The organism is Citrobacter sp. C1, from assembly GCF_014596895.2.
Lineage (GTDB): Bacteria > Pseudomonadota > Gammaproteobacteria > Enterobacterales > Enterobacteriaceae > Citrobacter > Citrobacter gillenii.
This window is the reverse complement of record NZ_CP115035.1, coordinates 561,512-574,906: the sequence shown is the minus strand read 5'-3', so window position 1 is coordinate 574,906 and position 13,395 is coordinate 561,512. Positions and strand designations below refer to the sequence as shown.

At 50.9% G+C, this 13,395-nt stretch carries 10 protein-coding genes and 1 other RNA gene; all 11 read right to left on the bottom strand.

The window, feature by feature from the left end; all coding sequences use genetic code 11:
- Positions 1 to 263: 263 nt before the first annotated feature.
- Positions 264 to 1,628, bottom strand: coding sequence for an L-serine ammonia-lyase (gene tdcG, locus IB214_RS02850; protein WP_117342715.1), 1,365 nt, complete (start codon positions 1,626 to 1,628; stop codon positions 264 to 266).
- A 90-nt stretch (positions 1,629 to 1,718) separates the two neighbouring features.
- Positions 1,719 to 2,114, bottom strand: a complete 396-nt coding sequence (locus IB214_RS02845; RefSeq protein WP_096755567.1) for an enamine/imine deaminase — start codon at positions 2,112 to 2,114, stop codon at positions 1,719 to 1,721.
- Between the two features lie 13 nt (positions 2,115 to 2,127).
- A complete protein-coding gene (gene tdcE / locus IB214_RS02840) occupies positions 2,128 to 4,422 on the bottom strand; it encodes a 2-ketobutyrate formate-lyase/pyruvate formate-lyase (protein ID WP_096755566.1) in 2,295 nt (764 codons plus the stop codon).
- A 28-nt stretch (positions 4,423 to 4,450) separates the two neighbouring features.
- Positions 4,451 to 5,659: a propionate kinase gene (gene tdcD, locus IB214_RS02835; RefSeq protein ID WP_096755565.1), complete on the bottom strand. Its 1,209-nt coding sequence runs from the start codon at positions 5,657 to 5,659 to the stop codon at positions 4,451 to 4,453.
- Positions 5,660 to 5,690: 31 nt separating this feature from the next.
- Positions 5,691 to 7,022, bottom strand: a complete 1,332-nt coding sequence (gene tdcC, locus IB214_RS02830; protein ID WP_117342716.1) for a threonine/serine transporter TdcC — start codon at positions 7,020 to 7,022, stop codon at positions 5,691 to 5,693.
- A 22-nt stretch (positions 7,023 to 7,044) separates the two neighbouring features.
- Complete coding sequence (tdcB, locus tag IB214_RS02825; protein WP_096755563.1) at positions 7,045 to 8,034, bottom strand: bifunctional threonine ammonia-lyase/L-serine ammonia-lyase TdcB; 990 nt, start codon at positions 8,032 to 8,034, stop codon at positions 7,045 to 7,047.
- A 98-nt stretch (positions 8,035 to 8,132) separates the two neighbouring features.
- The gene (tdcA, locus tag IB214_RS02820) at positions 8,133 to 9,071 is read right to left on the bottom strand and encodes a transcriptional regulator TdcA (protein WP_096755562.1); all 939 of its coding nucleotides are present in this window, start codon (positions 9,069 to 9,071) and stop codon (positions 8,133 to 8,135) included.
- A 1,009-nt stretch (positions 9,072 to 10,080) separates the two neighbouring features.
- Positions 10,081 to 10,457: RNase P RNA component class A (gene rnpB / locus IB214_RS02815), an RNA gene on the bottom strand.
- Positions 10,458 to 10,489: 32 nt separating this feature from the next.
- Positions 10,490 to 11,635, bottom strand: coding sequence for a glycerate 2-kinase (garK, locus tag IB214_RS02810; RefSeq protein WP_117342717.1), 1,146 nt, complete (start codon positions 11,633 to 11,635; stop codon positions 10,490 to 10,492).
- A gap of 65 nt (positions 11,636 to 11,700) precedes the next feature.
- Positions 11,701 to 12,591 carry a 2-hydroxy-3-oxopropionate reductase gene (garR, locus tag IB214_RS02805; RefSeq protein WP_096755560.1) on the bottom strand — a complete coding sequence of 297 codons (891 nt, stop codon included), beginning with the start codon at positions 12,589 to 12,591 and terminating at the stop codon, positions 11,701 to 11,703.
- A gap of 30 nt (positions 12,592 to 12,621) precedes the next feature.
- Positions 12,622 to 13,392, bottom strand: coding sequence for a 2-dehydro-3-deoxyglucarate aldolase (gene garL / locus IB214_RS02800; RefSeq protein ID WP_117342718.1), 771 nt, complete (start codon positions 13,390 to 13,392; stop codon positions 12,622 to 12,624).
- Positions 13,393 to 13,395: the final 3 nt, after the last annotated feature.

Below are 13,395 nucleotides of genomic sequence, written 5' to 3'. Positions count from 1 at the left end.
AGGTAGAGGTTTTTTTTATTTTTTTCGTATTGCGTCAAGGCGATACGCAATTCATAAGATGCAGGCGAGCTCTTAGAATGAAGAAAATCATACGCTCAGGGTCAGAGAAAAACTTCACAAACAAAACCCTATAATCCCTACAGGTAAAGAAAGATTTTCTCTTGAAAGCATCAAAGGTGGGATCTATTTCTGTTTTTGAAGCAGATCACAACAAAAAAAGGTGCACTTCTGTGCACCTTTTTGGTCATGCTATTTTGATTAACTCACATACACACTACTTTGATCGCCAGACCGCCGCGCGAGGTTTCGCGGTATTTATCGTTCATGTCTTTGCCAGTTTCATACATCGTCTCGATAACTTTATCGAGCGACACCCGAGGTTCTGACGTGCGGCGCAGCGCCATACGCGCGGCGTTAACCGCTTTTACTGCGTTGATCGCATTACGTTCAATGCACGGAATTTGCACCTGTCCGGCGACCGGATCGCAGGTTAACCCCAGGTTATGCTCCATGGCGATTTCAGCGGCAATACAGACCTGCGCCGGGCTCCCGCCAAGCAGTTCTGTCAGTCCGGCGGCAGCCATGGAACAGGCCACACCAATCTCACCCTGGCAGCCCACTTCGGCCCCAGAGATAGACGCATTCATCTTATACAGCGCGCCTATCGCCCCCGCAGCCAGTAAATAACGGGCGATGGAGTTCGCATTCACCGGGCGGCGGAACTTGTCGTAATAGGCCAGCACGGCGGGGATAATGCCACACGCACCGTTTGTCGGGGCGGTAACAACCCGGCACCCGGCGGCGTTCTCTTCGCTCACGGCCAGTGCGAACATGTTAATCCAGTCGATGACGTTCATTGGGTCACTGGACAGATTGTCGCTGGAAACCAGCAACCGACGTAATGCCACGGCGCGACGCGGAACGTTAAGCGGACCGGGCAGGACGCCTTCGGTGTTCATGCCGCGCTCGATACCGGCGTGCATGACATCCCAGATTGCCGCAAAACCCGCGTCAATCTCATCTTTACTGCGCATCGCCAGTTCGTTTTGCATCATCAGGCCGGAAACGGAAAGCCCGTTTCGCTCACACAGTTTCAGCAGCTCGCTGGCAGAATGGAAATTGTACGGCACATGCGCTTCAACGTCGTGCGCCTGACCAAAGTGATCCTCCTCAACGATAAAACCACCGCCAACGGAGTAATAGGTTTTGCTTAATAGCGTCTCGTTGCTGTTCCACGCGGTGATGCGCATACCATTTTCATGGCGCGGGAGCGTTTCACTATGGAAGAGAATGTTCTCAGCAGGAGGGAAATCAACGATATGCGTGCCCTCTGCCACCGGGAGACGTCCGGTACGGGCCACGTCCTGGGTAAAACCCGCAATGGTATCAATCTGCACGTTTTGCGGACTGTTACCTGCGAGGCCCATCATGATGGCGACATCGGTCGCATGACCTTTTCCGGTCAGGGAGAGTGAACCATAAAGATCGACCACAATGCGCGTGGTCTGGTGCAATTCTCCGCAACTGACCAGTTGGTCGATAAAGCTTTTACCTGCGTTCATTGGCCCCACGGTATGGGAGCTGGAAGGTCCAATGCCAATCTTAAAAATATCGAATGCGCTAATCATATCCACACCCTCGGATTGCCGTTCAGTGAAGACCAGGTTTCACACTCATTAACGGGATCGGGGCGATCCTGACGATCGCCCCGCGGGGAGTTACACCGTGTCGCCGCGTACGGCGATGGCTTCAATCTCCAGCTTCACATCCTTCGGCAAGCGAGCAACCTGCACACAGCTGCGTGCCGGATAGATAGCCTCGTGCTCATCAAAGAACTGCTGATACACCTGATTAATGGTGGCGAAGTCGTTCAGATCGGCCACGAAAACGGTGGTCTTCACGATATCGTTCACTTTCAAACCGGCGGACTCAACGATCGCTTTCACGTTTTCCAGACTCTGACGCGCCTGATCGGTCACGTGTTCGGCAACTTCACCGGTCTGCGGACATACCGGGATTTGACCTGAGGTCAACACCATGCTGCCCAGATCCACGCCCTGTACGTAAGGCCCAATCGCCCCTGGCGCACAGTCGGTTGCAATAACTTTTCTCATAACCCCTCCGGCGTTAAAGCGCCTGGGTGAAAGTACGTGAAATAACGTCCTGCTGCTGTTCGCGGGTCAGCGCGTTAAAGCGCACCGCATAGCCAGACACGCGGATCGTCAGGTTCGGATAGTTTTCCGGGTGCTCAATAGCATCCATCAGCATTTCGCGGTTCATGACGTTGACGTTCAGGTGCTGACCGCCTTCGACATGCGCTTCATGATGGAAATAACCGTCCAGCAGACCGACCAGGTTGGTTTTACGCACGCTATCTTCTTTGCCCAGTGCAGCCGGCACAATCGAGAAGGTGTACGAGATACCATCTTTGGCATAGGTAAACGGCAGTTTAGCCACCGAGGTCAACGAGGCGACGGCACCTTTGCGATCGCGGCCGTGCATCGGGTTCGCACCTGGCGCAAACGGCGTACCTGCGCGACGCCCGTCCGGGGTATTCCCGGTTTTCTGGCCGTACACCACGTTAGAGGTGATGGTCAGAATGGACTGCGTTGGCACCGCGTTGCGATAGGTTGGCAACACTTTAATTTTCTTCATAAAGCGTTCAACCAGGTCGCAGGCAATGCTGTCTACGCGCTCATCGTTGTTACCGTACTGCGGATAGTCACCTTCAATTTCGAAGTCGACCGCCAGGCCGTTTTCATCACGGATCGGTTTGACGCGAGCGTACTTGATAGCCGACAGGGAGTCCGCAGCAACGGACAGACCCGCCATACCGCATGCCATGGTGCGATAAACATCACGATCGTGCAGCGCCATCAGCGAGGCTTCGTAGCTGTACTTGTCGTGCATATAGTGAATGATGTTCAGCGCACTGATGTACTGCACGGCCAGCCAGTCCATAAAGTGGTCCAGGCTCTCCATCACCGTGTCGTAATCCAGCACGTCATCCATCAGCGGCGCAGTTTTCGGCCCGACCTGGATTTTCAGCTTCTCATCCACACCGCCGTTGATTGCGTACAGCAATGTTTTGGCGAGGTTGGCACGCGCACCAAAGAACTGCATTTGTTTGCCGATGACCATCGGGCTGACGCAGCAGGCAATGGCATAGTCATCGCTTTCAAAGTCAGCGCGCATCAGATCGTCATTTTCATACTGTAAAGACGACGTGACGATAGACACCTGTGCGGCATATTTTTTGAAGGCAATCGGTAAGCCTTCAGACCACAGCACCGTCAGGTTCGGCTCAGGTGCCGGTCCCATGGTGTGCAGCGTATGCAGGTAGCGGAACGAGTTTTTGGTGACCAGCGTGCGGCCGTCCAGCCCCATCCCACCAATAACTTCGGTCGCCCAGATAGGATCGCCGGAGAACAGGGTGTCGAATTCCGGGGTACGCAGGAAGCGCACCATGCGGATCTTCATGATGAAGTGGTCGATCAACTCCTGCGCCTGCTGCTCGTTTAAGATACCGGCTTTGAAGTCGCGCTCAATGTAAATGTCGAGGAACGATGCAGTACGGCCCAGCGACATCGCGCCGCCGTTCTGCGATTTCACCGCGGCCAGATAAGCAAAATACACCCACTGTACGGCTTCCTGTGCGTTACGCGCCGGACGGGAAATATCGCAACCGTACTTCGCCGCCATTTCCTGCATTTGCAGCAGCGCACGACGGTGCTCAGACAGCTCTTCACGCAGGCGAATCGTCGCCTCCAGATTCTGCCCCCACTCCAGATTCGACTGGAGATCGGCAAACTGCTGCTCGCGTTCACGCACCAGGTAGCGAATACCGTACAACGCAACACGGCGGTAATCGCCAATGATACGACCACGGCCATAGCCATCCGGCAGACCGGTTAATACGCCGGACTTACGGCAGCGCAGCATATCCGGGGAATACGCGTCGAACACGCCCTGGTTATGGGTTTTACGCAGTTCGGTATACTGGTACTCAAAATCAGCATCCATTTCACGACCGTAAGCATCAAAAGAGCTTTTGATCATGTTGATGCCGCCGAACGGATGCAGCGCACGCTTCAGCGGCTTATCCGTTTGCAGACCGACGATCTTTTCCAGTTCTTGTTCAATATAACCGGCATCGTGCGCGGTAATCGTAGTGGCAATATTGGTATCGAAATCTACCGGCGCATGCGTCGAGTTTTCAATACGGATGCCCGCCATGACTTTTTCCCACAATGCGGTGGTTGCCGGCGTCGCTTCGGCGAGGAAAGATTCATCCCCTTCATAAGGCGTGTAGTTATGCTGAATAAAATCACGGACATTAATTTCTTCTTTCCAGTCCGTACCTTTAAAGCCAAGCCACGCGTCGGCATACAGCATATCGCTGGTATCGATATTTACCTTCATGAAAAATAATCTCTCTACAGAAAATTAATTATGCAAATTCTACTGGTGTGTTAATTCTGCCTAAATGAATGGCATCACGAGCAATCATTTTCTCTTCATTCGTCGGAATAACTGCACAAATAACTCGAGCATCATTAGCAGAGATAATTCTCTCGCCATGAGAATTTGGCAGACTATTCATTTCGCTGTCGATATTCACACCTAATACGGCCAGATGTTCAATCACCAGACGGCGAATTAAGACTGAGTTTTCACCAATGCCGCCGGTGAAAATAATCCCATCAAGACGATGTAACGATGCAGCATGTCCGGCGATATGGCGTGCAATACGATGCACAAAGGTTTTAATCGCCAGCTGCGCACGCTCGTGTCCTTCGTGCCAGGCTTTTTCCAGCGTACGTAAGTCAGAGGACAAACCGGAAATACCCAGCAGGCCAGACTCTTTATTAACGACACGCTCAAGGTCGCTCAGCGTCTGATTGGTTTCACTGGCGATCCACGCCATTGCGCCAAAGTCCACATCACCGCTACGCGTGCCCATCATCAGTCCTTCCAGCGGAGTCATACCCATTGAGGTATCCACGCTTTGTCCGTTACGGACCGCACAGATGGACGCGCCGTTACCCAGGTGCGCGACAACCAGGCCAGAATCATCATCCTGGAGGTCGAGAAGCTCGTGCGCTCGCTGAGAAACATAGCGGTGCGACGTGCCGTGGAAGCCATAACGACGAACACCCAGCTCCTCGTAATATTTCCACGGTAAACCGTACAGATAGGCTTCAGGTGCCATCGTCTGGTGGAAGCTGGTATCAAATACCGCCACCTGCTGTACACCCGGGAAAAGATGCTGTGCGGATTCAATCCCGCTCAGGTTCGCATAATTATGTAATGGTGCTAAAGGAGATACCCGACGAATATTGTCGATAACGTCATCTGTAATTATCGCTGATTCCGTAAAGATACTTCCACCGTGGGCAATGCGGTGGCCAATTAAGGCCACGCTGTCCATTAAATTACGTTGTTCCAGTTCAGCGGCAATAGCCTTTAATGCGTCTTCGTAGCTGTGGTGAGCCAGCTTAGCCGGCTCCCCACCATTAATTGCTATGAACGCATTTTCAGAGTTAATACCGTCTGCAATTCCCGCCATTAAAACATCACAGTTGGCTGCATCCAGCACTGAGAATTTAATGGAAGATGAACCGCAATTAATAACCAGTACTACCGGAAACTCATTCATTTCACTACTCCGCTCATCCTGAGCTTAAGGATTAAAACAGTTTGTAGACGATGTTCAGGATAGTCAGCAGACCAATCGCAGTAACAAACACGTTATCCAGACGGCCACGGTATTTCGCCAGAGACGGCGCTTTACGGATGGCATACATCGGCAGCAAGCAGAGCAGTGAGGCGATAATTGGCGCACCCATCGCTTCAATCAGGTCCAGGATATTCGGGTTGGCGTAAGCCACAACCCAGGTGGAACCCATGATGAAGACCATGCTGATGGTGTTAAGTTTGCCAACAGAGACTTTGTTCTTATCACCTTTATAACCAAACTTCAGGACCAGACCGTTCAGACCTTCCAGCGTGCCCAGATAGTGGCCGAAGAAAGATTTGAAGATAGCGACCAGTGCGATGATAGAAGCACCGTATTCCAGAACGGTCGCGAAGGTCGACTTGGTGCCAGACAGTGAAGCAAAGTGGTTCGCCAGGTATGACAGTACCGGAATGTTCTGCGCTTTAGCTTCGGCCATATTTGCCGGAGACAGCGTGAACAGGCAGCTAAAGGCGAAGAACATGACCACTGCAACCATCAGCATACTGGCGCGGGAGATGATCTTGGAACATTTCTGCTCGGTAAATTCGCGGCCATAATCTTTTTCATACTCTTCGCGTTTAGACACCACGAAAGAGGAAACAATTGGCGAGAAGTTGAAGGAGAACACCATGATGGAAATACCCAGCCATACGGTGACCAGAATACCGTCATGCCCGGTCAACGCTATATTGCTGAGATCCACCTGCTGGATAACCGCTGAGTTCCAGTAAGGGATCAGGGACAGAGAGATAAGTACCAGGCTGGCAATGAACGGCCATACCAGGAAGCTCATCACTTTAACCATCAGATCTTTACCGAAGTAGATGACGAATGCCATCAACAACAGCAGGAACAGCGCGACGAAGCCACGATTAAGCGCTGGCATCTGCAACTGGTTTTCCCAGAAGGTCATAAAGGTGTTGGTAATGGTGACGCCATAAATCCACAGCAGTGGGCAAATCGCAAAGAAGTAGAGGAACGTGATGACCACGCCGCCCGTTTTACCAAAATGCTCTTCAACCGTTTCTGTGATGTTGCCGGAAGGGTTAGAACCGGAAAGACACAGGCGCGCCAGTGCGCGGTGGCAATAGAACGCGATGGGGTATGCTAACACCAGCATTAACAGAATGGGGATCAGCCCGCCAAAGCCTGCGCGGATAGGGAAGAACAACACCCCGGCGCCGATGGCTGTACCAAATAAACCCAGTGTCCAGGTGGTGTCCGATTTGCGCCAGGACGATTGTTTTGTCTGGCTGGATACAATGCTATCAGTAGTACTCATATCCTATCCTCAACGAAATATATTAAGCGTCAACTAAACCAGTAATTTGGGATACACGAGAAAGGTCGATATTACCGCCAGAAATAATGCTGACTGTTTTTCTATTCTGGATGTAGCTATCTAATTTCCCGCTTAATAATGCAGCACAGGCCAGCGCGCCAGCGCCTTCTGTCACAACTTTATTTCGCTGAATTAATGCCACCATACTGTTGCGAATTTCATCTTCACTGACCAGGACAATGTCATCCACTAACTCACGAACGATTTCATAGGTCAAAGTACCCGGGCGGGAGACGTCACAACCATCCGCCAGGGTGCCGGTCGTTCGGTGCGTGGTTATTTCTCCAGCGTGGAAAGAAGCCGCCATGCCGTGAACGTTTTCAGACTGTACGCCAATAATTTTAATGGTCGGGTTGATGGATTTAATGGCTATCGCAATACCAGCAATCAGTCCGCCGCCACCAATTGGCACAATCACGTTATCGACATCATACAGATCTTCCAGAATTTCCAGACCGATAGTCCCCTGGCCGGCAATCACTTTCGGATCATCATAAGGCGGAATAAAGATGCGGCCTTCAGTTTCAACAATCTCGCTCACTTTAGCGATCGTGTCGTTGAAGTTGTCACCGTGCAGCACAACTTCTGCGGAGTAGTCGCAGGTAGCAGCCACTTTAGACTTCGGTGCGCCTTTTGGCATCACCACTTTGCCGTCAATACCGAGCATCGCACAAGAGAGGGAAACCCCTTGCGCATGGTTACCTGCAGAGCAGGCCACCACGCCTTTACATCTTTCCGCTTCAGTTAAAGAACTGAGCTTGTTAAAGGCACCGCGAATTTTAAATGAACCAGTACGCTGCATGTTCTCAAACTTAAGGAAAATTTCCCCTTTGCAACGTTCACTAAAATAGTTAGAGCGAGGCATTCCCGTTTTATAAATTTTCCCCGCCAGTCTTTTTTTCGCTTCGAGGATATCTTCAATTGCAACTGGGAGATCGTATGTAATGTGCATTAGAACCTCTTACCTGGGTATTAAAGTAAATAGATAGCCGTGACCAACGTCTGATATAGACCGATGGCATTAATTCCGTATTAAATCGAGTTTAATCTTTAATCAACTTCAATTAATTGCTTTCGTCGCTGGCAATTATATGATGAATATTCTTTGGCTAATTCCACCAAAATTGATGCTGCTTTTTTAATTCGATAATTTTTAGACCAGACGGCGGCGTAACGCGCGACCGGTAAGGCCTCTTCTACCGGAATAGTAATAAACTGGTTTGAACCAAATGGAGTGGTCATATCGCAGGGAATTACTGTTAAGAAATCAGCATTGAGAACAAGATTATAAATTGTGACGACCGAGTCTGTTTTAACGATGTTTTCACTGCTGATGCCATTTTTTTGTAACGTAGTAAGAAGCTCGCTGTAGTAACCCATATTCGTTTGCGGCAACACCCACTGTTCATTTTGCAATGCGCTCAGCGTAGTGATGCCGGTGCGTGTTCGGGACTTACTGGCAACCAGAACAAACTCTGACTCGAACAGCGGCTCCACATGCAGGTCGTGCAATTTCATCTCATCGCTTAACGTGCCGATTGCAAAGTCCAGACGCCCATCACGAACCGCTGGTAAGAAAGAGGAAAGCTGGGCTTCATACATGGAAACCTGCGCGTTCGGGAACACCTCTTTAAACTTCTTAATCATGCCGGACATGATGGTAAAGGCGATCAGTGAAGGGAAACCGAACGACACATCAACAACCGCATTGCTCGTCATGCTATTCATCTCATCAACCATGTTTTTCATTTCACGGGTAATAGATTCAGACCATGAGAGCATCACCTGACCGGCTTGGGTCAATGTGACGCCTGTATTTTTACGCACCACCAACTCAATACCAAAATAAGCCTCAACATCATTAATGATTTTGCTTACTGCGGGTTGAGTTAAACCTAATTCTTTTGCAGCTGAGCCGATAGAACCACTTCTAATGACTTCCTGAAAGACCACTAAGTGCTGTGTTTTAGGGAGAGAAATAGTATTCATATCGGCCTGCTCTAATTACTTTGTTGACGGCAGGAAGTGTACCAAATTAAACGTTCACGGATATGTGCGACCACTCACAAATCCCCTTCACTTACATTTTGTAAGATTATTATAAACCAATAAAATCGTTATTTATCAATGTAATGAAGAAAAACGATCTCACTTTAACCTGACTTTAATCAAAAAAAGATGGGGGGATAACGAAAATTTATGGCGATAACACATGCACGTTAACGGTTATTTAACCGACGGTTGAAAGATGATAATTCAAGCAATTACAGAGTAATTATCGGTCGGGATAAGGTTTAAATTTAATGAGCAATTTATCAAATAAAATTATAATTTAATTATTATCGTGGTTAAATAACGCCATGCATCACACTATTTTGCCTTATTTGTTTGTAAAGAAACATTGCGTTTATCATTACTCAAAACAAAACAAACAATAAATTATCAAATGCAACAATAAATTAACGCTGGTTTTTGATGTTTTCACAGCAAGTAATTTTGTGATTTTGATCGATTACGTGTGTTTTTTCTATAGCGAAACGTATCGATAAGCGTTTTGTGTTAGCTGTCACAAAACTGGAAATTTTCAGCAACCCCTTTGCCGCTGAAAAAGACGTTTTCGAATAAATAACGGGAAAATAAAAATGAGATTTACCGCAAATTTGCCGGATGGCGGTGCAAGCACCTTATCCGGCCTACAAAAAATCGGGGCCAGCAGGCATAAAAAAACACGCCATAAAAACAAAAACCCCCACCATTTCTGACGAGGATTTCCTTAATAGTTGACGCTGACCGATAAGCCGCGTTCTTTTGAGCATAGCGTCGTGGACAGCCATTCATCTTGTTGCCTGCCGTAAAGCAAAAACCCCGCCGAAGCGGGGTTCTATAAAGAGTGAAGCTGACCGATAAACCGCGTTCTTTTGAGCATAGCGTCGTGGACAGTCATTCATCTTGTTGCCAGCCGTAAAGCAAAAACCCCGCCGAAGCGGGGTTCTATAAAGAGTGAAGCTGACCGATAAGCCGGGTTCTGTCGTGGACAGTCATTCATCTAGGCCAGCAATCGCTCACTGGCTCAAGCAGCCTACCCGGGTTCAGTACGGGCCGTACCTTGTGAACCCCTATTTGGCCTTGCTCCGGGTGGAGTTTACCGTGCCACGGACTGTTACCAGCCGCGCGGTGCGCTCTTACCGCACCCTTTCACCCTTACCTGATCCCACTTGCGTGGGCCATCGGCGGTTTGCTCTCTGTTGCACTGGTCGTGGGTTTCCCCCCCAGGCGTTACCTGGCACCCTGCCCTATGGAGCCCGGACTTTCCTCCCCTCCGCCCGTCTCCCCCGAAGAGGACGACGACGAAGCGGCGACTGTCTGGTCAGCTTCGGCGCGAAGTATAGAGGGTTTGCGGGCCAATGTCACCCCGCACTGCGCATTCCTATCGCCAACGTAGCGGCGATGTTTCTGGATGACCGATAAATATTATCAAATGCTCCACGGAAGGCCTCTTCCAGCGTACCTATGCTGGTCAATACGCTAAACACGGCATCGATACCATATTGATGCACGACGCCCACATCGCGTGTCAGGCTGCCCGCAATACCGATCACCGGCTTGTGGTATTTCTTCGCCACACTTGCCACGCCGACAGGCACTTTGCCGTGAATACTCTGGCTGTCGAGGCGTCCTTCACCGGTAACCACCAGCGTACAGTCGTGAATATGCTCTTCCAGATTCAGCGCCTGGGTCACAATCTCTATCCCGCTACGCAGTTCTGCACCTAAAAATGCCATTAATGCCGCCCCCATACCACCAGCGGCTCCGGCTCCGGGCACATTTTTCACATCAACGCGCAACGATTTTTTTATGATGTCGGCAAAGTGAGACAAATTACGATCCAGCTCGATAATGCGTTCTTCAGTCGCGCCCTTCTGCGGACCAAAAATGCGGGATGCACCGTTTTCGCCGGTCAATGGATTCGTCACATCACAGGCAACACGAATCGAACAGGTTTTTAAGCGTGGATCCAGACCCGAGATATCAATGGTATTCAGGCTATTCAGGCAACCGCCGCCAAAGCCAATGTCAGTACCGTTGGCGTCACAGAGTTTTGCCCCCAGCGCCTGTACCATACCCGCACCACCGTCGTTGGTCGCACTGCCGCCAATACCAATAATGATATTTTGCGCGCCGCTTTCCAGCGCCTTGAGAATCAACTCCCCGGTACCACGCGACGTGGTGACTAAGGGGTTGCGTTTTTCTGGAGGGACCAGCGCCAGCCCACTGGCTGCCGCCATTTCGATAAACGCGGTGTTACCGTCTCCGGACATGCCCCAGCTGGCATTCACTTTTTCGCCCAACGGTCCCGTTACCCACGCGAAATGTTCCGTTCCCTGCGTGGCGGCAATCATCGCTTCAACGGTCCCTTCGCCGCCATCGGCGACCGGAACAGAAACATAGTGCGCATCGGGAAAAATTTCCCGAAATCCTTTTTCTATCGCCTGCGCTACCTCGGTGGCAGAAAGGCTTTCTTTATAAGAGTCTGGGGCAATTACGATTTTCATAGTTATGTAGCCTGACAGTGCCGCGCGAGGCAAGAATTACAGGGCGCATAGTCGCGCCCTTCTTGTTAGCGAGTGACTTCCACTTTCGCCAGTTTTTCGTAGTAGCATGCCAACGCACTGTGGTCAGCCGTTCCCAGCCCGTCAGCGCGCAGCGCCTGCATCATTTCCATTACCGCTGCAGTCAGCGGCAGCTGTGCACCCACGCCGTGTGAGGTATCCAGCGCATTCGCCAGATCTTTGATGTGCAGGTCAATACGGAAACCCGGTTTAAAGTTACGGTCCATCACCATCGGCGCTTTGGCATCCAGCACGGTGCTGCCCGCCAGTCCGCCGCGAATAGCCTGATACACCAGATCCGGGTTCACGCCCGCTTTGGTCGCCAGGGTCAGCGCTTCAGACATCGCCGCAATATTCAGCGCCACGATCACCTGGTTTGCCAGCTTAGTGACGTTACCCGCGCCAATGTCGCCGGTATGCACCACAGAACCCGCCATCGCTTTCAGCAGATCGTAGTACTTGTCGAAAATCGCTTTATCACCACCGACCATCACCGACAACGTGCCATCAATCGCCTTCGGTTCGCCGCCACTCACCGGTGCATCCAGCATATCCACGCCTTTCGCTTTCAGCGCATCGCTGATTTCACGACTGGCTAACGGGGCGATTGAACTCATGTCGATCAGAACGGTGCCCGGCTTCGCGCCTTCGATGATACCGCCTTCGCCCAACGCCACTTCTTTTACGTGTGGAGAATTCGGCAGCATGGTGATAATCACATCGCACTGTTCAGCAATGGCTTTCGCCGTGGTAGCGGTTTCTGCGCCTGCGGCGATGACTTCCGCAATCGCTTCTGGGTTACGGTCAGCAACCACCAGCGAGTAACCTGCCTTGAGGAGGTTTTTACTCATTGGTTTACCCATAATACCGAGGCCAATAAAACCTACTTTCATTGTCATGTCTTTATCTCTCTATACTGTCGATGGTGGTTATTTCTTAAAAGAATCAGCCAGTTTTTGCGTCGCTGAACGGAACACGCCGAGATCGCTACCGACGGCAACAAACGTCGCGCCCCAGTCCAGATAGCGACGGGCATCTGCATCAACCGGTGCCAGAATGCCGCTTGGCTTACCGTGCTTTTTCGCGACCGCAAAGATGTGCTGAATCGCCTTTTGCACTTCCGGATGGGAGGCATTGCCCAGGTGGCCTAACGCGGCGGCCAGGTCGCTTGGGCCGACGAAAATACCGTCCACGCCTTCGGTTGCGGCAATCGCATCCACGTTATCAACACCCTGCTGACTTTCGATCTGCACGATGATGGTGATGTTTTTATTTGACTGTGCGAAGTAGTCCGGCACGGTGCCAAACATATTGGCGCGGTGAGAAACCGATACGCCGCGAATACCTTCCGGCGGATAGCGGGTAGACGCCACGGCGTTCACCGCATCTTCTTCGGTCTCAACAAACGGAATCAGGAAGTTATAGAAACCAATATCCAGCAGACGCTTGATGATCACCGGCTCGTTGGTCGGCACACGTACAACCGGCGCGCTGGAACTGCCTTTCAGCGCCATCAGCTGTGGGATAAACGTCGAGATATCGTTTGGCGCATGTTCACCGTCCAGCACCAGCCAGTCAAAACCGGCCAGGCCTAATACTTCGGTACTGATCGGGCTTGCCAGCGCGGACCAGCAGCCAATCTGAACCTGATGCGCCGCAAGTGCCGCTTTAAATTTGTTTGGGAAAATCGTGTTATTCATCGC

What these genes read in the sequence shown, in the direction of transcription:
- tdcB (WP_096755563.1), bottom strand. Translation starts at nt 8,034, where the DNA reads ATGCACATTACATACGATCTCCCAGTTGCAATTGAAGATATCCTCGAA.
- tdcE (WP_096755566.1), bottom strand. Translation starts at nt 4,422, where the DNA reads ATGAAGGTAAATATCGATACCAGCGATATGCTGTATGCCGACGCGTGG.
- garL (WP_117342718.1), bottom strand. Translation starts at nt 13,392, where the DNA reads ATGAATAACACGATTTTCCCAAACAAATTTAAAGCGGCACTTGCGGCG.
- garK (WP_117342717.1), bottom strand. Translation starts at nt 11,635, where the DNA reads ATGAAAATCGTAATTGCCCCAGACTCTTATAAAGAAAGCCTTTCTGCC.
- garR (WP_096755560.1), bottom strand. Translation starts at nt 12,591, where the DNA reads ATGACAATGAAAGTAGGTTTTATTGGCCTCGGTATTATGGGTAAACCA.
- tdcA (WP_096755562.1), bottom strand. Translation starts at nt 9,071, where the DNA reads ATGAATACTATTTCTCTCCCTAAAACACAGCACTTAGTGGTCTTTCAG.
- tdcC (WP_117342716.1), bottom strand. Translation starts at nt 7,022, where the DNA reads ATGAGTACTACTGATAGCATTGTATCCAGCCAGACAAAACAATCGTCC.
- tdcG (WP_117342715.1), bottom strand. Translation starts at nt 1,628, where the DNA reads ATGATTAGCGCATTCGATATTTTTAAGATTGGCATTGGACCTTCCAGC.
- IB214_RS02845 (WP_096755567.1), bottom strand. Translation starts at nt 2,114, where the DNA reads ATGAGAAAAGTTATTGCAACCGACTGTGCGCCAGGGGCGATTGGGCCT.
- tdcD (WP_096755565.1), bottom strand. Translation starts at nt 5,659, where the DNA reads ATGAATGAGTTTCCGGTAGTACTGGTTATTAATTGCGGTTCATCTTCC.